Genomic DNA, 18,204 nt, shown 5'->3' with positions numbered 1-18,204 from the left:
CGGCGGGGCTGAAATCGGAGTTGGAAAGCTCGGCGACGCGGCGCTCCGCGGCCTCCAGCTTTTCCTTCAGATCCTGGTTCTCCATCTGCAGGGAGTAGATGGTGGAGACAACCTCATCGAGGAACTCATCAACCTCATCCTGGTCGTATCCCTCGCGGAACTTGACGTACTGGAACTTCTTGTTGAGGACATCCTCGGTAGTGAGCAGGGCCATTGCTTCGCCTCTCGGTCGTTTCGATTGGACATGCGGAGTCCCGCATGTCTGGACGACCGGGAAGGCCGCCCGCTATCACGTCACAAAAATAATAACCGATATTGTCACACTAGCAACATTCATCACGGGGTGAACGCGATTTATGTGCGAGCTCTCATGCCTAGTTATATTACCTATTGGCTAATAAAGTAAAGGAGAGTCACGAAGCGCTGTGCAACGATAAGGACCAAAAACAACAGCAAAAAACCGATGTCGATGGTCATTCCGTCGCCAATCCTCACCGGCGGAATGAAACGACCAATCCAGCGAACCGGCGGGTCGGTCAGCGCGTAAAGAACGTTCGCGACGACGAGGACAATCCCGCGCGGGCGCCATCCGCGCACGAAAAACGGAATCCACTCCAGGATGACGCGCGCGAACAGCACCATCATGTACAGGTTGATGAGGACGCTCAGGCCCCACGCAACCCACGACAGAACGACCACGACGAGGCTCAGCCCTGGTTATAGAGGGAACCGCGACGCGCCGAGGAGGAGTTATCGCCGGTGACCTCGACAGAAGCCGGAGACAGCAGGAACACGCGCGCCGTCACGCGCTCGATGACGCCGTGCAGGCCGAAGGTCAGGCCGGCGGCGAAGTCAACGAGGCGACGCGCCTCCTCCTCAGCCATGTCCGTGAGATTGATGATGACCGGGGTCCCATCGCGGAAAGCCTCGCCGATGGTCACGGCGTCGGAGTAAGCGGTGGGATGAATCGTCACGATGCGCGTGAGATCCTCGGAGGGCTCCTCGCGACGGATGGCGGTCAGCGTCGGACGGGACACGGGGGTGATATCTGCCACAGGTGCTACCTCTTCCACCTCGTCGAACTCTTGGAAGTCTTCAAACTCATCGATGGGCTCCTCCGGGGAGTACCAGCCCATGAACTTACGTGCGCGCGCACCGAACGAATCGCTCATCATTCCTCCTTTTGGCGATGCATAGCCACAAGCTACAGGCGCTTGACGGCGAGGAGGCGCAGCGGCGTCGGCGCGTCGCAAGGAACGGGGCGACGAGGCGCATGACGAGGTGTTTCACGCGCACAAAACCAACCGAGGCAACGGTTTGCCGCCGTGGGCTGGGCGCCCGCTTTCGCTTACGCAGGCACAATAATGAGCGCTTGACGTCCGCACGCAGGATCGGCGCGATAGGAGAAGAGATCACCATCTTCGAGCGTGCAGCGCGGATCAATCTCCACGCACACACCGGCATCGGCCAAAAGAGCCGCCGCGGCCCGCGGCAGGTCAAGGGAGGGGGTCCCCCACGACGTCACAGCACCGATTCCCGGCACAACGGCCTCGCTCTCGCGAACCATCTGCACAGGAACCTCGTAGCAGCTTCCGCAGATCGCTGGACCAATCAGAGCGTCAATAGGCCCATCGGCGAGCTCGCGGATCGCGTCGACGGCGCGGGTAAGGATACCGCCAAGGAGGCCGCGACGACCCGCATGGACCGCCGCAACGACGCGACCGGCGTCGGCCGCCAAGACGACGGGCAGGCAGTCGGCCGTCTGGACGGCGAGGCCAGGCGCCCCGACCCACCCACGCGCATCGATGACGATGCCGTCGGCCCTAACAGGACCCCACTCCCCCGGCGCAGGGGCTTCAAGGCTCGACGAGGCACCCGCCAACCTCGGCGCCCCCTCGACGCGCGCCAGTGCCTCGACACGCGTCGAATGCGTCTGGTCCATCCAGACGACGTCGCGGCCGATCAGATGCGCCAGGGCCTCGCGGCGCCGGCGAACGAGCGCCGGATCGTCACCCACATGCAGGCCCACATTGCCCGCAAGCGGGCCGGTGCCCGGGTCGACCTCAGTCAGGTAGACCCGGGCACCGGCCAGAAGCGTTGGTGTCATCAGCGCAGGAAGGGAGGAATATCCAGCTCTTCCTTCTCGGGTGCCTCGGGATAGACGCGAGGAACCTCGAAGGAGTGCTCGGACTCAGACTCCTCGTACTCGACAGCTGCGGGCGTCTCGACGGCGGCAGGAGCGGCCTCACGGACCGGCGCGGCGACGTCCAGGCGATGCTGGGGGCGACGCGTCGAGACCTGGCTGATGCGGGCCGTCTCCGCAGCTGGAGCCTTGGCCTCGGGGGCCGCGGGTCGCTTCTGCGCGACGGGAGCAGAGACGCGCGACACCGCAGGACGCGCCGGGGTCGCCTCGGTCACATCATCAAAGCCAGCGGCGATGACTGTGACGCGAATCTCGTCACCCAGGGTGTCGTCAACAACGACGCCGAAGATGATGTTCGCCTCGGGATGGACGGCCTCGCGCACGAGCTGCGAGGACGCGAAGACCTCCTGCAGGCTGACATCGGAGCCACCCTGGAAGAACATGAGGACGCCGTGGGCACCGTCGATCGAGGCCTCGAGCAGCGGGGAGGAAATAGCGCTCTCGACCGCGCGCAGGGCGCGATCCTCGCCCGTGGCAGCACCGATACCCATGAGGGCGGAACCGGCGTCCTTCATGACGGACTTGACGTCGTTGAAGTCGACATTGATCAGGCCCGGGGTGGTGATCAGCTCGGTGATGCCCTGAACACCGGAGAGCAGCACCTGGTCGGCGGCGCGGAAGGCATCGAGCACGGAGATGGAGACGTCGGAGATCTCCAGAAGACGATCGTTAGGGATGACGATGAGGGTGTCGACCTCTTCGCGCAGCGTGGTCACGCCACCCTCGGCCTGCGCCGCGCGGCGGTTCCCCTCAAAGGAGAAGGGGCGAGTCACGACGCCAACCGTCAGCGCGCCAGCCTCGCGGGCGACGCGAGCGACGACGGGGGCCGCGCCGGTTCCGGTGCCACCGCCCTCACCGGCAGTCACGAAGACCATGTCCGCGCCTTCAAGCGCGGCGGCGATCTCCTCGATGTGATCCTCCGCAGCCTTGCGGCCGACGGCGGGATCCGCGCCGGCTCCCAGGCCGTGCGTCAGTTCACGACCGATATCAAGCTTCGTCTCAGCATCGGACATGAGCAGAGCCTGCGCGTCAGTATTGACCGCGATGAACTCAACGCCCTTGAGGCCGACCTCGATCATTCGGTTCACGGCGTTCACTCCGCCGCCGCCGACGCCGACGACCTTGATCACTGCCAGGTGGTTTTGCGGTGTCGCCATGGATGTCTCCCTTGCATCAGACCCTCAACCTCTAGTTGAAGGTTGATGTTTAACGTGCTTCGTGTCGGAAAGAAATTAGGGGTCCGCGCGCGATCGTTCAAGCCAACACGCGGACAAAGAAGAAGGCTTAACTGGTCACAGGGTGATTCGGAGACGACACGTCGTATGTCGTCGCCTGGACATTCGCCAACAACGTGGCCAGCACTCGCGCCTTTTGAGGCGCGTCGGCGTTTGTCCCCCACTTGACACTCTGGCCCCCGCGCAGCGTGAAAGTCACCTGCGTCCCGGTTGCGGTTATCGCCGAGACATGGGAGCGAGTCGACTCATCGAGCGCGCCCAGAACGGAGGCGACATCGGATGCCCCCGTCGTCCGATCATCCGGCAGCGTCACGAGCGGATAGGTACCCGCACCACTGACCTGCTGGAACGCCACACCCTGGTCGTCCACCAGCCAATAGCCGCCCGAGGCAGCCTCGACGGCCATGCCCGTGCGCATCGTGACCGAGACCGTCAGGCTCGTCGGCCAGCGGCGAGACACCGACGCCGACTTCACTGCGACGTTGGATTCGACGGCGCGCGCGACCTCCCGCGTGTTCAGGCGCGTCAGCGGCACCCCCTCGAACGCGGACACCGAGGAACGCACCGACTCGTCAGTTGCAAGCGTCCCGTCCTCGCCAGATACCTGAATGGCGGACGTCGACAGGGCGAACAGCGGCGAGAAGAACGCCACCCACGCGGCACCGCCCACGATCGCCACCGTAAACACGGCAATCGCCACGCGACGAAGAAGGAGCATACGTCGCGCATGCGCGCGCTCGCGCAGCCGATCCCCCAGGTCCGTCATCTCCTCGCCGCCCAACAGCGCGGCGGCATCCGCGGCCGCGATCGGAGTCGCCACGGTTCCTCGCGCGCTCCGACGCGCAACCGCGGACGAGGCCTCCTCGCCGCCCTCACCGCGCGCCTGTCGATCCGAGCGCGCCTCGCGCGAGCGAGGCGAGGACCGGCGCTGAGAAGCCTCACCGCGCGCCTGGTCACCCTCCGAAGACAACCCCTGTCCCGACGAGGCCTCCACGGCCTCGTCGGGCGCCTTCCCGGACGCGTTCGACGCCGCTCGGGACCGGTCGTGGCGTCCGCCCGGACGCCTCGGGGAGGGAGGCCTCATGCCTCCATCCGCTTCCACTCTTCCAGGACGTCATCCCCGCAGCGCGTGATCGAACCCGCGCCCATCGTGACACAAACGCCACCCTCGGGGGTCACAGACGCCGCCAGGCGCGCTGCCTCGTGCATGTCCTCCACGTAGGAGGCGCCGGGAACGCGCGACGAAATCAGCGTCGAATCCACGCCCGGCTCCGGATCCTCGCGGGCGCCGTAGATCCCCGCCAGGACAACGTGGTCCGCGCCGGCTAGAGCGTGCGCGAAACGCTCGGCAAAGATGCGGGTGCGCGAGTACAGGTGCGGCTGGAAAACAACCGTCACCGGCGCCCCATCGGCGACGACGCGAGCCTCTCGGATCGCTGCCTCCACCTCCGTCGGATGATGCGCATAATCGTCGAACAGCCGGCGGCTGCCCACCTGGCCACGTGCCTCGAAACGACGCGCCGCCCCCGTGAAGCGACCCAACCCATCCGCGACGGCCTGCGGTTCCAGGCCGCACTCGATGCCCGCCACCCAGGCCCCCGCCGCGTTCAGTACATTGTGTTCACCGGGCACGGACATGACCAGCTCGGCATGACGCTCCCCCCACGCCAGGCGCGCCGTTGCCCCATGGGCCTTCACCTGCACATCGGAAATCTCGACATCCACCTCGCACAGCGAGCGCTCCGGGCGCCCATAGGTCACGACCCGCAAACCCTGCGCGCGCGCCGCGACGGCCAGGCGCACAGCGCCCTCATCCTCCCCGCACGTCACCAGCAGCCCACCGGGCACCAAGCGCCTGGCAAACTCGACGAAAATATGTTCGAACTCCTCGCGCGAATGGTAGCGATCCAGATGATCGGGCTCCACGTTCGTCACGATCTCAATAGCCGGGGAATAGTTCAGGAACGAGCCATCCGACTCGTCGGCCTCGGCGACGAAGACGTCTCCGCCGCCCAGGTGCGCGCCCGTGCCCAGCTGGGGCAGCACGCCGCCCACGGCCACCGACGGGTCCAGCCCGCACGCCGCCAACGCGATCGCTAGCATGCCCGAGGTCGAGGTCTTACCGTGCGCCCCGGCCACGCCCACGAAACGCATACCCGTCGCCGCCAGAGCCAGCGCCTGGGAGCGGTGAATCACCAGCTGACCGCGCGTCCGTGCGATCGCCAGCTCCGGGTTGTCCTCGCGGATCGCCGTCGACACCACAACTACCGATGCCGGGTCCACATGCGAGGCCTCGTGACCAACAAAGACACGCACCCCGACGGAGCGCAGGTGCTCGAGCACGGCGGAGTCCTCGCGGTCCGACCCCTCCACGGTCGCGCCACGCGAGGCCAACAGCTCCGCGACGACGCTCATGCCGGCACCACCGATGCCAATCAGATGGAAACGATCCTCAAGCGTCGGCTCACTCATGGCCGCCCTCCTTCACCTGCGCCAAAGCCAGATCAGCCAGCGCGCGGGCCGCTCCCGCACGCCCCAGCGACTGCGACGCAGCCGCCATATCCGCCAGACGCGTCGACCCCAGCAACGGGAACACGTTGCGGCGCACGAACTCGGCGGTAAAGTCCTTGTCGTCGATCAGCTGCGCGCCCCCGGCGGCGACGTGATCGGCCGCGTTCAGGCGCTGCTCGCCGTTGCCGATCGGCAGAGGCACGTAGATGCACGGCAAGCCCAGGGCCTCCATCTCGGCGACCGTTCCAGCACCCGAGCGGCACACCACGAGATCCGCGACGGCCAGCGCGTCCTCCATCGTCGTCAGGTAATCAATGACGTGCCAGCGATCCGCCAGACCGGCGGCCTCGACGGCCTCCCTCACCGGCTCATCCTTGCCGCGGCCTGTCAGGTGCACGACCTGGGCGCCCTCGGGCAGCGCGTCCGCCGCGCCCGTCATCGACTCGTTGACGTGCAAGGCCCCCAGGGATCCGCCCGTCACCAGCAGCGTCGGGGCGTCGCCGTCCACGCCCAGGCGCTCGGCTGCCTCGCGGCGCGCCAGCTTGGCCCCCTCCGCGTCCGCGCGACGGCTCGCCAGATCCGCGATCGCCGCCCGCAGGGGCAGACCGGTCACGACCGTCTCCCCGCTCTTTGCCGCCAGCGGCGACGAGGGGAACGTCAAAGCGACGACGGCGGCGTGGCGCGCACCCACCTTATTGGCCAAGCCCGGGCGAGCGTTCTGCTCGTGAATGACGATCGGCACACCCGCGCGCGATGCTGCGATGTAGGCCGGAGTCGAGACGTAGCCGCCGAAACCCACGAGCACATCGGCACCCTGCAGAGCCTGCGCGCAACGCTTCACCGCATCCGCGAAGCGAGAGGGCAACGTAAAAAACGCCAGAGAGGGACGCCTCGGCAGAGGAACACGAGGAATCTCCACCAGCGGGAAACCCGCGGCGGGAACCAAGTCGGCCTCAAGACCAGCCTTCGTCCCCAACACGACCACCTCGGCGCCGCTCTCACGCAGCTGCGCGGCCGTCGCCAAAAGAGGATTCACGTGGCCGGCGGTCCCGCCGCCAGCCATCACAACCTTGACCATAAGCGTCTCCTTAACGCGAGTGCCTGACCTTCAGTTTAGCGAGCGGAGCGCCTGCGGGGCGCCACCCGCGGGTCCCGACCAGCCGAGGCCTCGTCCGGCCTCCCAATCATCCGCATCCCCGCACGCGCACGCGCGAAGGACGCCACGACCGCCACCGACGTGATCGTGAACAGGAACGACGAGCCACCGTAAGACACGAGCGGCAAGGGCACGCCGATAACCGGGCCAACGCCGGTCACCGACAGCACATTAATGACCGTCTGCACGCCGATCCACGTGCCCACACCCGACGCGGCGATGATGACGAAAAGATCCGAGGACTCACGCGCCACTCGGAACATGCCCCACACGAGCAGCCCCAAGCACAGGAGCACCGCGAAAGTGCCAAGCAAACCGAACTCCTCGCCGACGATCGCGAAAATGAAGTCCGTGTGCGCGGCCTGCAAGTAGTTCCACTTCTCACGCGACGCGCCCGGCCCCAGGCCAGTGAGCCCACCCGAGCCCAGCGCCCACAGCGAGTGGTCGATCTGCTCCGGCGCGGACTCATCCGGCCCCTTCGAGGTGCCCGGCAGAACCGCCAGGATGCGCCGGATACGCGTCGGATTCGACAGCACGAGCAGCACCAGAGTCGGCACCGCAACCATGACAAGCCCGCCGAACCAGCGCTTGGGCAGGCCCGCCACCCACACGGCTCCGAGCGCACCCATCGCGACAACCATCGCCGTGCCCATGTCGCGCCCCAGCATGACCGCTCCGAGAGCCACCAGGACCGGCAGGCCCACCGCAACACTCATCGTCTTAATATCGGAACGCTTCGCGGCCGACTTAGAGACCATGAATGCCAAAAACACGACCAGCGCGAGCTTCAAGAACTCCGACGGCTGGGCCATCACCGGGCCGAGCTTCACCCAGTTCGCGTTGCCGCCCTCCGAGCGGCCCAGGGGGCTCAGAACCAGCGACTGGAACGCAAGCGCCCCGATGAACATGGGTGCCGCCAGGCGCATCAGCCACCGCTGGGGCACCAGCTGCACGCCGGTCGCGATGAACAGCGAGACGAGGATGATCGCCAGCGGGCGCGCATACGCCGTATAGGGGTTCTCCCCCTGGGCAATCGACGTGACTGTCTGAGCGGAAAAGCCCATGACCAAGCCAAACAGAGACAGCATGAGAGCCGGGATCACGATCAGGTAATAGGTCGTCACCGGGTTGTCTTCACGCTCACGCCCCGACCCGAAGCGAATCCGGGGCAGGGTCACGGTCGGGATATGCCAGCCGCGCTTATTCGTCGCCACCGGCGCTCCCCCACTGGGCAGCCAGGCGGTGTACAGCCTCGGCGAACACGTCGCCGCGCTGGCCGTAGTTGTCGAACTGGTCCCACGACGCGCACGCCGGGGCGAGCACGACGGTGTCCCCCGGACGCGACAGGGCCACGGCCTCGTTGACGACCGAGAACATCCAGTCCTGGTGGCCATCGACCTCGACGACGGGCACCCCGGGCGCGCCGCTCGCCAGGGCCGCCACGAGGGCCCGACGATCCGCGCCGATGACGACGACGCCGCGCAGGACCGGCTCAACCTGGCTGATAAGCTCCGTGAAATCCTGCCCCTTGGCGTCGCCGCCGACGATCCAGATCGCGCTGCGCGGGGGCAGCCCCGACAGGGAGGCTCGGGCCGCGTGCGCGTTGGTTGCCTTCGAGTCGTCGATCCAGGTCAGGTCCGCGGCGCGGGCGACGACGGCGCGTCGGTGCCCGGCGGGACGGAAGGAACGAAGACCCTCCTCCACGGCCTCAGGCTCCACGCCGTAGGCGCGCGCCATCGCGGCGGCGGCCAACGCGTCGGAGAGAACGGCGGGCGAGGGGTGGGGGCCGAACGCCTCAGACAGGTCAGAAACGTGGGCGAGGGCCAGGGCGTGGCGCGCCCGATCATCGACGAAAGCGCGATCCACCAGCAGTCCCTCAACAATGCCGAACTGCGAGACGCTCGGAGCCCCGAGGGTCAGGCCGATAGCCCGTGCACCCTCCACGACGTCCGCGTTCTCCACCATGGCCTCGACGCGTCGGTCGGCGGCCGGGTACACGCAGGCGCGCACCGTGTTCTCGTAGACGCGCGCCTTATCGGCCGCGTAGGCCTCCACGCTGCCGTGCCAGTCCAGGTGATCCGCGTCCACGTTCAGGCACACGGAGGCGAGCGGACGCACCGTGCGCGCCGTGTGCAGCTGGAAGCTGGAAAGCTCAACCGCGAACACCTCGGCGTCAGAGTCGATCGCGCGCGTGATCGGCGTACCGATGTTGCCCACCTCTTCGGCTTTGACGCCCGAAGCGCGCAGGATCTGCCCGAGCATACCGACGGTCGTGGTCTTACCATTCGTTCCGGTCACCGTCAGCCACGGGCGCCCCGCGTGGGGGCCTTCCTCCTGGAGGCGCCAAGCGAGCTCCACCTCACCCCACAGGTCAATGCCCGCCTGCTCGCACGCGGAGAAGATCGGGTGATGCGCGGGGATCCCCGGAGAGACAACGACGAGGTCGGGGCGGGCGTCGATCACCGCGGCCGACAGGGCGTTCGCGTCCTCCTCGACGTGGACGGGCACGCCCGCGACGTCGTCGAAGGAAAGAGAGTCGGTGGCCCGCGACGCGTAGGCGCGAACACTCCAGTCGCGGGCAAGCAAGGCGCCCGCGGCTCCCTGGCCGGACTTACCCCAGCCGATGACGGCAGCGCTGCGGTTCATCGCGCGTACACCCACTCCGCGTAGAAGACGCCCGCTCCAGCGACCGCGACGATAGCGGCGATCAACCAGAAGCGGATAACGATCGTGACTTCCTTCCAGCCCAACAGCTCGAAGTGATGATGCAGCGGAGCCATGCGGAAGACTCGCTTACCCGTCGCCTTGAACACGCTGATCTGGATGACGTCGGAGAGGACAACCGCGACGAAGAGGCCACCAACGATGATCGCGAGCAGCTGGGTCTGGGTGAGGATAGACAGGCCGGCGACGGCACCACCCAGGGCGAGCGCGCCAGTGTCACCCATGAAGATCTGGGCGGGCGACGCGTTCCACCACAGGAAGCCCGCCAGGGCGCCGATGAGGGCGGCACAGAAAATCGCCAGGTCAAGCGGGTCGCGGGTCGAGTAGCAATTCGCCGGGTTGGCCCCCAGCAGCGTGCAGGACTGAATACGCTGGAAGTAGGTGATGAAAGTGTAGGCGCCGAAGACGAAGATGGACACGCCCGTCGCCAGGCCGTCCAGGCCGTCCGTCAGGTTGGTTGCGTTCGACCAGGCCGTCACGATGAGGTTCGTCCAGATGAGGTACAGGACGACGCCGAGAGCGAGCCCCGCGAAGCCGAGCGTCACCGCGGTCGGACGCGCGAAGGAGATCGCAAGCGTTCCGGGGTACTCACCGTATTCGTTCGGCAAGATGAGGGTGCCCAGCGCGAAAGCGGAGGCAATCAGCACCTGGCCGATAATCTTGCCCGACGGATGCAGGCCCAGAGAACGCTGCCTCATGATCTTAATGCCGTCATCGAGCAGGCCGATAACGCCGAGCCCCACGAACAGGAAAACCAGGAGAAGACCCGACCACGAGGGACCGGCCCCCGCGACGAAGGAACCAATCAGCCAGGCGACAATGGTCGCCAGGATGATGACGAAGCCACCCATCGTGGGGGTTCCGCGCTTCGTCAGGTGCTGAGTCGGCCCATCCTGACGGATGAACTGACCGTACTGGTGCAGCACCAGGAAACGGATGAGCAGCGGTGTGCCCATCACGGACAGCGCCATCGCGATGATGAACGCAGCGATAAGACCAATCACCGGGTCATTCCCTTCTCCCGCAGGATGTCAGCCACCTGCCACGAATGTGAACCAAAGGAACCCTTCACCAGGACGACTGCTCCGTCGCCGGCGAATTGAAGAGCCAAGCGGGCGGCGTCGGAAGGATCCGACGCGACCTCGCGGTGGGGTACACCGCTGGCTCCCTCGAGATAGTAGTGAGCGTGCTCGCCCAGGCCGACGAGCACGTCCACGCCCGCCTCCTCGATCATCGCGCCGACCTGCTCGTGCAGCGACCGGGAGTCCTCCCCCAGTTCGAGCATCTCTCCGAGGACGGCGACCGTTGGCCTGTCCTGACCGATCGACGCCAGCGCGGCGATACCCGCGCGCATCGAGTCAAGGTTCGCGTTGTAGGAGTCGTCAATAAGCGTGAGCTCCCGACCCTCTACGACGAGCTCGTGAACGTCCATCCGGTGGGGGCTGAGCGCGCGAGCACTGGACAGGACCCGCGCGACGGTCGCCAGATCGACGCCCAGGGTGAGGGCACCCGCGGCGGCCGCCAGCGCGTTCGCGACGTGGTGACGGCCGACGATTTTCAGGGAAATATCCGCGCTGCCCGCCGACGTGACGAGCGTGAAATGCGCGCGGTCCGCGGCGTCGACGCTCACGTCTAGCGCGCGCACGTCGGCAAGCGGGTTGCCCGACGCAGAGAATCGGATGACCTTGCCACTGGCCAGGGGCGCCATCGCCTCGACATTGGGATCGTCCATGTTGAGGATAACGGGACCTCCCGGACGGGTCCCCTTAATCAGCTCGGCCTTCGCCCGCGCGACGCCCTCAAAGCCGCCGAAACCGCCCACGTGGGCGTGGCCCACGCACAGCTCAATGGCCACGTCGGGGGCGACGATGTTTGTCAGGTAGGTGATGTGGCCGGGGCCGGAGGCCCCCATCTCGAGCACCAGGTGGCGCGTGGACTCGTCCGCCAGCAGAGCCGTCAGTGGCAGCCCAACCTCGTTGTTGAAGGAGAGCTTGGGCGCCACCGTCGGACCATCCGCGCTCATGATCTGGAAGAGCAGATCCTTCGTCGTCGTCTTGCCCACGGACCCCGTCATCGCGATGACATCCAGCGTCCCGTGGCCACGCAGTGCCTCGACGTGCGCACGCGCGAGAGCACCCAGGGCCTCCGTCGAATCCGTCACGACGATCTGCGCCACGGCCTCGTCGACCTCGTGCTCCACGATCACCGCGACCGCGCCGCGCGTGACCGCGCCCGCCACGAAGGCGTGACCGTCGGCACTCTCGCCCCGCCGCGCGACGTACAACGACCCCGCCTGCGCTTCACGAGAGTCGGTCACCACCGGTCCGGTCACAGCGACGTCGGCGCCCACGAGGCGACCAGAAACCGCGTCAGCGATCCATTGAGCTGATGTCTGCATGTTTCTCTTCTCCTTCAGACTCACGGAGTCGTCGGGTACAGATTAGCGGACCCAGAGGACGCCGGGATACCCAGGTTGCCCACCGCGGTACGCGCGACGTCGCCGAACAGCGGCGCCGACGAGTCAGATGAGACCGACGCCACTCTTGGATTATAGAGAATCACGGCGATCGCCAGGCGCGGCGCGTCCACCGGAATGATGCCGGCCGTCGTCGAGACCAAACCCGAGGCCCCGTCGATGACCGTCTCCGCGGTGCCCGTCTTCACGCCCACTCGGTAGCCGGGAACCTTCGAGGCGCCCGCAGTACCCAGGTCGTCCTCGACGACGGACTCCATCATGGTCAGCAGCTGCGAGGCCGTACCCGCCTCCATGACCTGAACCGGCTGGGTCGCCTCGGGAACCTCGACCGTCCCGTCCGCGTTCGTCCACGACTTGACGATATGCGGGGAAATACGCACGCCGCCGTTCGCGATCGTCGCGAGCGCCGACGCCTCCTGAATCGCCGTGATCGCGTAGGCCTGGCCGAACATCGTCACGTAGCGGTCACGCCCCTGCCACTGGTCCGAACTACGCAGCAGACCCGCGGACTCGCCCGGCAGCTCGATGCCCGTCTCCTGACCGAAGCCAAACGCACGCATCATCGAATAGCGCTGGTCGTCCGTCATCGTCTGGCCGATCAGCACGGTGCCCGTGTTCGAGGACTCGGCCAGGATCCCCGTCGCCGTCAGCGCCTCCCCGTCATGCTCGTGGAAGTCCGTGATCGGGCCCCCCGCATCGGGCAGATTGAGGGAATAAGGCACCTGGAAGACACTCGTGGGGGTGATCGTCCCCTGGTTCAAAGCCGCGCCCACCGTGATGAGCTTGCCCACCGAGCCAGGCTCGAAGGTATCCTGCACGGCGTGCACCTTCTGCGGATTCGCGTTGTCCGGCTCCTTCGAGTTCGAGTCGGCCATGACCAACACGTGGCCCGTCGCGACGTCCTCGATGACGACCGCGCCCCAGTCAGCCTGGTGCTTGGTCACGCGGGCGTCTAACAGATCCTGCACCTGATGCTGCAAGTCCGCATGCAGCGTCAGCTCCACGGAGCCGCCGTTCTTCGGCTCCACCGTCGTGCGCTTGCCACCCGGCATGACGGCGCCGTTGGGAGCAATTTCGAAGGCCTGCGCTCCGGGCGTACCCGTGAGCAGCTGGTCGAACTGCGCCTCCATGCCCGAGGAGCCCTGCCCCTCAGCGTTCACCGTCCCAATGACGGGGGCGGCCACGTTTCCATTCGGGTACTCGCGCTCGAAGACCGACTCCCACTCGATGCCGTAGATGTCGAGCTTACGGATCTCGCGGTAGGTGACCGCATCGACGTTGCGCTTGATGTAGACGTAGGTCGACTCACCCAGCATCATGCCGCCGAGGACCGCCTCATCCATGCCCAACAGCGGAGCGAGCTGATGAGCGGCCTCAGCCGGGCCTCGCCCAACCTCATTCCCATCATCGTCGCGGTGCACGTAGGACCGAATGTTCACCTGGTTGACCGCGATGTCGTAGGTCTGAATCGAATTCGCCAGGACGACGCCCGTCGCGTCGACGATCGAGCCGCGCGCGGCGGCCACCGACGTCGACGACGTGCGCACGCGCTGCCCCTGAGCAGCCAGGGAGGGCCCCTCAATGATCTGAAGCTGGACCAGGCGCACGCCACACAGGCTCAGCGCCCCGATGATCAGAATCAGGATCCAGCGCGAGCGCGTGAAGACGGTATCCATAGGAATGACGCTCCGCGTTACTTGGCGGGGGTCCCGCCCTCAACGGTTCCCGTCTCGAGCGTGATGAAGCCCGAGGTGCCAGCGGGGACCATGCCGTTAGCCTTCGCGGCCTTCTCGAGCTCCGCGGGCGAGGCCTTGCGGTCCAGTTCGGCGCGCATGGTCCACGACTGTGCTTCCAGCTCGTTGAGCGCCAGCTGCTGCTCGCGAATCTCGAAGGAAGTCTGCGCCATGCGGGTGTTGAGCACCATCGACGCGAGCACGGAGGCCAGGGCGACGGCGACGAGGAGCATGAGGATGGCCACGGCCGAGCGACGCGGACGAGTCCCCTCGACGATACGAAGCTCGCGAACCTCCTCACGGCGCAGTTCAGGGCGGGCCGCAGGACGTGCCTTGGCAGTTGCTGCACTCATGAGAGATCCTTCCATTCGCGAATAAGTTCCGCTCCGCGCAGTCGCACGGAAGCCGATCGGGGGTTGTGGTCTTGTTCGGCTCGGTCGGCGCGATTCGCGCCCTTGGTGAGCAGTCTGAGGCTGGGTGCCATCTCGTCGGGGATGATCGGCAACCCGGGGGGCGCGGCACTGGTAGAACCGCGGCGCAAGATGTCTTTGACTAGTCGGTCTTCGAGACTCTGGTACGACTCGACCACCAGGCGCCCTCCGACCCTCAGGCACGACAGGGCGCGCGGCAGGGCACGCTCCAAGATGGTGAGCTCATCGTTGACGGCCACGCGCAGCGCCTGGAAGGTGCGTTTTGCGGGGTTGCCGCCGGTGCGGCGCGCCGGTGCGGGGATGGCCTCGCGGATGATGTCGACGAGTTCACCCGTGCGCGTGATGGGGGCGTCGTCCCTGCGGCGAATGATCAGTCGCGCGATGCGGGGCGCAAACTTCTCTTCGCCGTAGGTACGCAGGATCCGGATGAGCTCCCCCTCCGAGGCGGTGGCCAGGAGGTCAGCGGCGCTGCGTCCGGCGGTCGCGTCCATACGCATGTCGAGCGGCGCGTCCTTCGAATAGGCGAAGCCCCGGTCAGCCTCGTCGAGCTGGAGGGAGGACACTCCCAGGTCCATGAGGACCCCGTCGATGCGCGCGCCGCGACCGCACTGCTCGGCCACGGCCTCGTCGATGCGATCGTAGGTCGTGTGGACCGCGCGGAAGCGACTCCCGAATCGTCGGAGGCGAGCGGAGGCAAGCGCGATAGCCTGCGGGTCACGGTCGATACCGATAACGGTCAGCTCGTCGAAGCGCTCGAGCGCGCCCTCGGTGTGACCGCCCATCCCCAAGGTGGCGTCCACCAGGACGGCTCCGGGGGCGTCAATCGCGGGCGCGAGCATGTCGAGGCACTCGGCGAGGAGGACGGGGACGTGGCGCTCGGCAGCGGGGCGACCGAGGTCGACCTCGTCGGCCGAGCCCGCGGGGCGCGACGAATCGCGCACCGAGTCCAGTGCATGCGCCATGCCACACCTCCTTGTCGTTCGTCGCGACCGGTGTCCGACCCGTCCACCCAGGTCCCCCACCGTGCTCCGCCACCGGGGAAGTGATGTCGGAACAGCGGGCGGAGACCTCGGAGTACGGGTCAGAACATCCCGGGAATAATTTCTTCTGCTGTATTGGAGAAGACCTCTTCCTGGACGGCGAGATATTCGCGCCAGGCCGAGGCGTTCCAGATTTCGGCTCGCGAGCCCGCGCCGATGACAGCGAGCTCACGGTCCAGCCCCGCGTATGCGCGCAGGTCCGCGGGGACGCTGATACGCCCCTGCTTGTCCGGAATCTCCTTATAGGCCCCCGAGAGCATCACACGGATCCAGTCGCGCGCCTGTTTGGAGGACAGGGGTGCGCGGCGAAGCTCCGCGGTCATGCTCTCGAATTCCGCAGCGGGGAAGGCGTACACGCAGTGCTCTTGGCCGCGAGTGAGGACGATCCCGCCCTCCATGTCCTCGCGAAAGCGCGCGGGCAGGAACATGCGTCCTTTGTCGTCGAGCTTGGGCTCATACGTGCCGAGGAACATGTCACCGCCCTCCCCTGTTCGGAACTTTCCCCCACTTTAACCCACCAAGCCCCATGTTTACAGAGAAACGTGCGGCGTGGCGCGCGATACTTACGGCATTTTTGGCATGTTTCCAACGAAAAATTGCCGTGGAGAAAAGTGGAGGAAATCTAGCACACAATCTGCATGCGAGGAGGGCCATTCACAATCCGCCGTCATCAAGCCCGGGCTGCACACGTGAGATATTTCCTTGATATTCCGCGGATTATCAACGAGGCCGGGACGCGCTCGGGCGCAGCTCCCCCACCCGTGGAGGGCGGTGGGGAGGAGAGTGGGGAACCCCGTGGGGCACGGTGGGAAACCCCGTGGGGCACGGTGGGGAACCCCGTGGGGCACGGTGGGGAACCCCGTGGGGCACGGTGGGGAGCGCCCGGGGCGGATGGGGGTTTTGCACCATTAGAAGCATCGCTACGGCGTGTCGCCGGCGTGTCGCATCCCTATTGATGCAATTTCCCCCCTCGCAACGGGGAGGAGAGTGGGGAACCCCCGTGGGGCACGGTGGGGAGCGCCGTGGGGAGGAGAGTGGGGAACCCCGTGGGGCACGGTGGGGAGCGCGTGGGAAGCGCGGCAGGGAGGCTAGATCGCCCCCCACAGACACCGAAGCGGGGGCGCGCCCACGCGCACCCCCGCCCCTCAACCCGGCAGTCGGTCAGGTCAGTCGTCGTTCTTCCGGTCGTCCCAGCGTCGTTCCTGATCCTGAATGAAAGAGTCCCAGCCGCCGCTTTCCTTGTTCTTCTTCCGCTTGGCGGCCTGTCCCGTCTCCTCCGAGGACGTCGCCCCCGGGCGGGACAGCGCGAACAGGACGCCGGCGACGGTCAGCGCGAAACCGACGACCCCGAGCAGGATCGACACGACCGAGTACCCCAAAGAGACGGCCGCGACCAGGACGACCATGCCCAAGACAGCTCCCCCAAAGCCGAGGGCGATGCGTCGAGGCGCCCGCGGCCCGCTCGAGGGCTCGGACTCCTCCGCGGCAGCAGGAGCGGACATCTGTGAGGCCAGCGCGGGGTCCTCCTCGCGCAGGGACGCCTCCATCTGCTCCAGGACCTTCTTCTCATACTCGGTGAGAGCCATTGCGTGCCCCTTTCGGACGGTAACTGCTCACAAGCTTAGCGTGTGCCCTACTCGGGAGACGAACCGGCTCACAGGAGCATCCCCTGCTCGCCGCGCGCATCACCGGCAGACCCAGCCGAGGCCTCGGGCGAGTCGGACCTGCCCGAGGAGTGTCCGTCCTCCGCTCCAAAGGAACGCCTCCCCGGGACCTTCTTTCCCAGGAGGGTGGCCGGCGCCAGGGCCCCGGCACCGAACTTGGAGCGAATCTGATCCATCGCACGCTCGGAGGCTGCGGGGCGCTCGTCCCGGTCCAGTGTCACGGCCACGCCACCGGAACGCGACTGCAAGCCCTCCACGCGCACGCCGAAAAGCCTCACTCCCCCGATCGGCATGTCCTCGCGGGCAAACAAAGACTGGGCAGCGCGAGCGATGTCTCGTCCGGTGTCGGTGGGGGCGACCAGGCTCACGCTGCGCGTGATCGTGTGAAAGTCGGCGCCTCGCATCTTGATCCCGACCGTCCATCCGACAACTCCCCCGGCGCGTAGCCTGCGCGCACAGTCGTGAGCGGCGGCCAGGATGAACTCCTCGATCAGCTCCCGCGAGCGCACGTCCTCCTCGAAGGTACGTTCCATGCCGACGGACTTCTCGGGGCGTGAGGCGGCGACCGGGCGTGGGTCGATGCCCCAGGCGAGGTCGTGGAGATGGTGGGCGGCGGCGACGCCGAGCAGCTTGGACAGGCGCGCAACGGGGGCATGGGCGAGGTCACCGATCGTGTCAATACCCTCGCGGTCGAGGATGGCCCCAGTCCTGCCGCCGACTCCCCACAGTGCGCCGACGGGCAGGCCGTGCAAGAAGTCGACGGTGGCTGGTGCGGGGATGAGCAGGAGGCCGTCGGGCTTGGCATGCGAGGAGGCGATCTTAGCGACCGACTTGGTGGCGGCGATACCCACTGAGGCGGGCAAGCCCACGCTCTCTCGGATGCGGGCGCGGATGAGGCGGGCGATGCGGGTGGGAGTCCCCAGGCGGCGCCGGGCACCGGACACGTCGAGGAAGGCCTCGTCGATGGAGACCTGTTCGAGGTCGGGGGTCACGGTGGCGAGAATCTCCATAACCTGGCGGGAGTAGCGGCG

18 protein-coding genes are annotated in these 18,204 nt (G+C 66.8%); all 18 read right to left on the bottom strand.

Annotated features, from left to right (window positions below; genetic code table 11):
- On the bottom strand, positions 1-214 hold a 214-nt coding region (locus HMPREF1138_RS03545; RefSeq protein WP_009056597.1), incomplete at its 3' end, for a DivIVA domain-containing protein.
- 173 nt (positions 215-387) lie between these two features.
- On the bottom strand, positions 388-699 hold the full coding sequence (locus HMPREF1138_RS03540; RefSeq protein WP_009056624.1) for a YggT family protein: 312 nt from the start codon (positions 697-699) through the stop codon (positions 388-390).
- Between the two features lie 8 nt (positions 700-707).
- Positions 708-1,172 carry a cell division protein SepF gene (locus tag HMPREF1138_RS03535; RefSeq protein WP_009056619.1) on the bottom strand — a complete coding sequence of 155 codons (465 nt, stop codon included), beginning with the start codon at positions 1,170-1,172 and terminating at the stop codon, positions 708-710.
- 176 nt (positions 1,173-1,348) lie between these two features.
- On the bottom strand, positions 1,349-2,107 hold the full coding sequence (locus tag HMPREF1138_RS03530; protein ID WP_009056612.1) for a laccase domain-containing protein: 759 nt from the start codon (positions 2,105-2,107) through the stop codon (positions 1,349-1,351).
- A complete protein-coding gene (gene ftsZ, locus HMPREF1138_RS03525; protein WP_009056618.1) occupies positions 2,107-3,360 on the bottom strand; it encodes a cell division protein FtsZ in 1,254 nt (417 codons plus the stop codon). The genes HMPREF1138_RS03530 and ftsZ overlap by 1 nt, the downstream gene beginning before the upstream one ends.
- 127 nt (positions 3,361-3,487) lie before the next feature.
- Positions 3,488-4,522, bottom strand: a complete 1,035-nt coding sequence (locus tag HMPREF1138_RS03520; protein ID WP_039936708.1) for a cell division protein FtsQ/DivIB — start codon at positions 4,520-4,522, stop codon at positions 3,488-3,490.
- Complete coding sequence (murC, locus tag HMPREF1138_RS03515) at positions 4,519-5,910, bottom strand: UDP-N-acetylmuramate--L-alanine ligase (RefSeq protein WP_009056620.1); 1,392 nt, start codon at positions 5,908-5,910, stop codon at positions 4,519-4,521. The genes HMPREF1138_RS03520 and murC overlap by 4 nt, the downstream gene beginning before the upstream one ends.
- Positions 5,903-7,027 carry an undecaprenyldiphospho-muramoylpentapeptide beta-N-acetylglucosaminyltransferase gene (gene murG / locus HMPREF1138_RS03510; RefSeq protein WP_009056621.1) on the bottom strand — a complete coding sequence of 375 codons (1,125 nt, stop codon included), beginning with the start codon at positions 7,025-7,027 and terminating at the stop codon, positions 5,903-5,905. Before murG ends, murC begins: the two co-directional genes overlap by 8 nt.
- Before the next feature lie 35 nt (positions 7,028-7,062).
- Entirely contained in the window at positions 7,063-8,319 is a 1,257-nt protein-coding gene (locus HMPREF1138_RS03505; protein ID WP_009056600.1) for an FtsW/RodA/SpoVE family cell cycle protein, read from the bottom strand.
- On the bottom strand, positions 8,306-9,751 hold the full coding sequence (murD, locus tag HMPREF1138_RS03500) for a UDP-N-acetylmuramoyl-L-alanine--D-glutamate ligase (RefSeq protein ID WP_009056610.1): 1,446 nt from the start codon (positions 9,749-9,751) through the stop codon (positions 8,306-8,308). The genes HMPREF1138_RS03505 and murD overlap by 14 nt, the downstream gene beginning before the upstream one ends.
- Positions 9,748-10,833: a phospho-N-acetylmuramoyl-pentapeptide-transferase gene (mraY, locus tag HMPREF1138_RS03495; protein ID WP_009056598.1), complete on the bottom strand. Its 1,086-nt coding sequence runs from the start codon at positions 10,831-10,833 to the stop codon at positions 9,748-9,750. Before mraY ends, murD begins: the two co-directional genes overlap by 4 nt.
- Positions 10,830-12,227: a UDP-N-acetylmuramoyl-tripeptide--D-alanyl-D-alanine ligase gene (locus HMPREF1138_RS03490; RefSeq protein WP_009056617.1), complete on the bottom strand. Its 1,398-nt coding sequence runs from the start codon at positions 12,225-12,227 to the stop codon at positions 10,830-10,832. The genes mraY and HMPREF1138_RS03490 overlap by 4 nt, the downstream gene beginning before the upstream one ends.
- Positions 12,228-12,247: 20 nt before the next feature.
- A complete protein-coding gene (locus HMPREF1138_RS03485; RefSeq protein ID WP_009056615.1) occupies positions 12,248-13,981 on the bottom strand; it encodes a peptidoglycan D,D-transpeptidase FtsI family protein in 1,734 nt (577 codons plus the stop codon).
- Positions 13,982-13,998: 17 nt separating this feature from the next.
- A complete protein-coding gene (locus HMPREF1138_RS03480; RefSeq protein ID WP_009056622.1) occupies positions 13,999-14,391 on the bottom strand; it encodes a membrane protein in 393 nt (130 codons plus the stop codon).
- Positions 14,388-15,431, bottom strand: a complete 1,044-nt coding sequence (gene rsmH / locus HMPREF1138_RS03475; protein ID WP_009056607.1) for a 16S rRNA (cytosine(1402)-N(4))-methyltransferase RsmH — start codon at positions 15,429-15,431, stop codon at positions 14,388-14,390. Before rsmH ends, HMPREF1138_RS03480 begins: the two co-directional genes overlap by 4 nt.
- A 119-nt stretch (positions 15,432-15,550) precedes the next feature.
- A complete protein-coding gene (gene mraZ, locus HMPREF1138_RS03470; RefSeq protein ID WP_009056606.1) occupies positions 15,551-15,982 on the bottom strand; it encodes a division/cell wall cluster transcriptional repressor MraZ in 432 nt (143 codons plus the stop codon).
- A 693-nt stretch (positions 15,983-16,675) separates the two neighbouring features.
- Positions 16,676-17,095 (bottom strand): DUF3040 domain-containing protein, encoded by a 420-nt coding sequence (locus tag HMPREF1138_RS03465; RefSeq protein ID WP_009056625.1) that lies wholly within the window; start codon positions 17,093-17,095, stop codon positions 16,676-16,678.
- A 68-nt stretch (positions 17,096-17,163) separates the two neighbouring features.
- Positions 17,164-18,204: DNA polymerase Y family protein (locus HMPREF1138_RS03460; RefSeq protein ID WP_039936706.1), on the bottom strand; the 1,041-nt coding region annotated here is incomplete at its 5' end.

It is taken from the genome of Actinomyces sp. ICM58 (assembly GCF_000283035.1).
In the GTDB taxonomy this organism is placed as follows: Bacteria; Actinomycetota; Actinomycetes; order Actinomycetales; family Actinomycetaceae; genus Pauljensenia.
This window is presented reverse-complemented; position numbering and strand designations above follow the sequence as displayed.

Coding starts and splice junctions, on each gene's coding strand:
- HMPREF1138_RS03535 (WP_009056619.1), bottom strand. CDS start 1,172: ATGAGCGATTCGTTCGGTGCGCGCGCACGTAAGTTCATGGGCTGGTAC.
- HMPREF1138_RS03530 (WP_009056612.1), bottom strand. CDS start 2,107: ATGACACCAACGCTTCTGGCCGGTGCCCGGGTCTACCTGACTGAGGTC.
- ftsZ (WP_009056618.1), bottom strand. CDS start 3,360: ATGGCGACACCGCAAAACCACCTGGCAGTGATCAAGGTCGTCGGCGTC.
- HMPREF1138_RS03520 (WP_039936708.1), bottom strand. CDS start 4,522: ATGAGGCCTCCCTCCCCGAGGCGTCCGGGCGGACGCCACGACCGGTCC.
- murC (WP_009056620.1), bottom strand. CDS start 5,910: ATGAGTGAGCCGACGCTTGAGGATCGTTTCCATCTGATTGGCATCGGT.
- murG (WP_009056621.1), bottom strand. CDS start 7,027: ATGGTCAAGGTTGTGATGGCTGGCGGCGGGACCGCCGGCCACGTGAAT.
- murD (WP_009056610.1), bottom strand. CDS start 9,751: ATGAACCGCAGCGCTGCCGTCATCGGCTGGGGTAAGTCCGGCCAGGGA.
- HMPREF1138_RS03490 (WP_009056617.1), bottom strand. CDS start 12,227: ATGCAGACATCAGCTCAATGGATCGCTGACGCGGTTTCTGGTCGCCTC.
- HMPREF1138_RS03485 (WP_009056615.1), bottom strand. CDS start 13,981: ATGGATACCGTCTTCACGCGCTCGCGCTGGATCCTGATTCTGATCATC.
- HMPREF1138_RS03480 (WP_009056622.1), bottom strand. CDS start 14,391: ATGAGTGCAGCAACTGCCAAGGCACGTCCTGCGGCCCGCCCTGAACTG.
- rsmH (WP_009056607.1), bottom strand. CDS start 15,431: ATGGCGCATGCACTGGACTCGGTGCGCGATTCGTCGCGCCCCGCGGGC.
- mraZ (WP_009056606.1), bottom strand. CDS start 15,982: ATGTTCCTCGGCACGTATGAGCCCAAGCTCGACGACAAAGGACGCATG.
- HMPREF1138_RS03465 (WP_009056625.1), bottom strand. CDS start 17,095: ATGGCTCTCACCGAGTATGAGAAGAAGGTCCTGGAGCAGATGGAGGCG.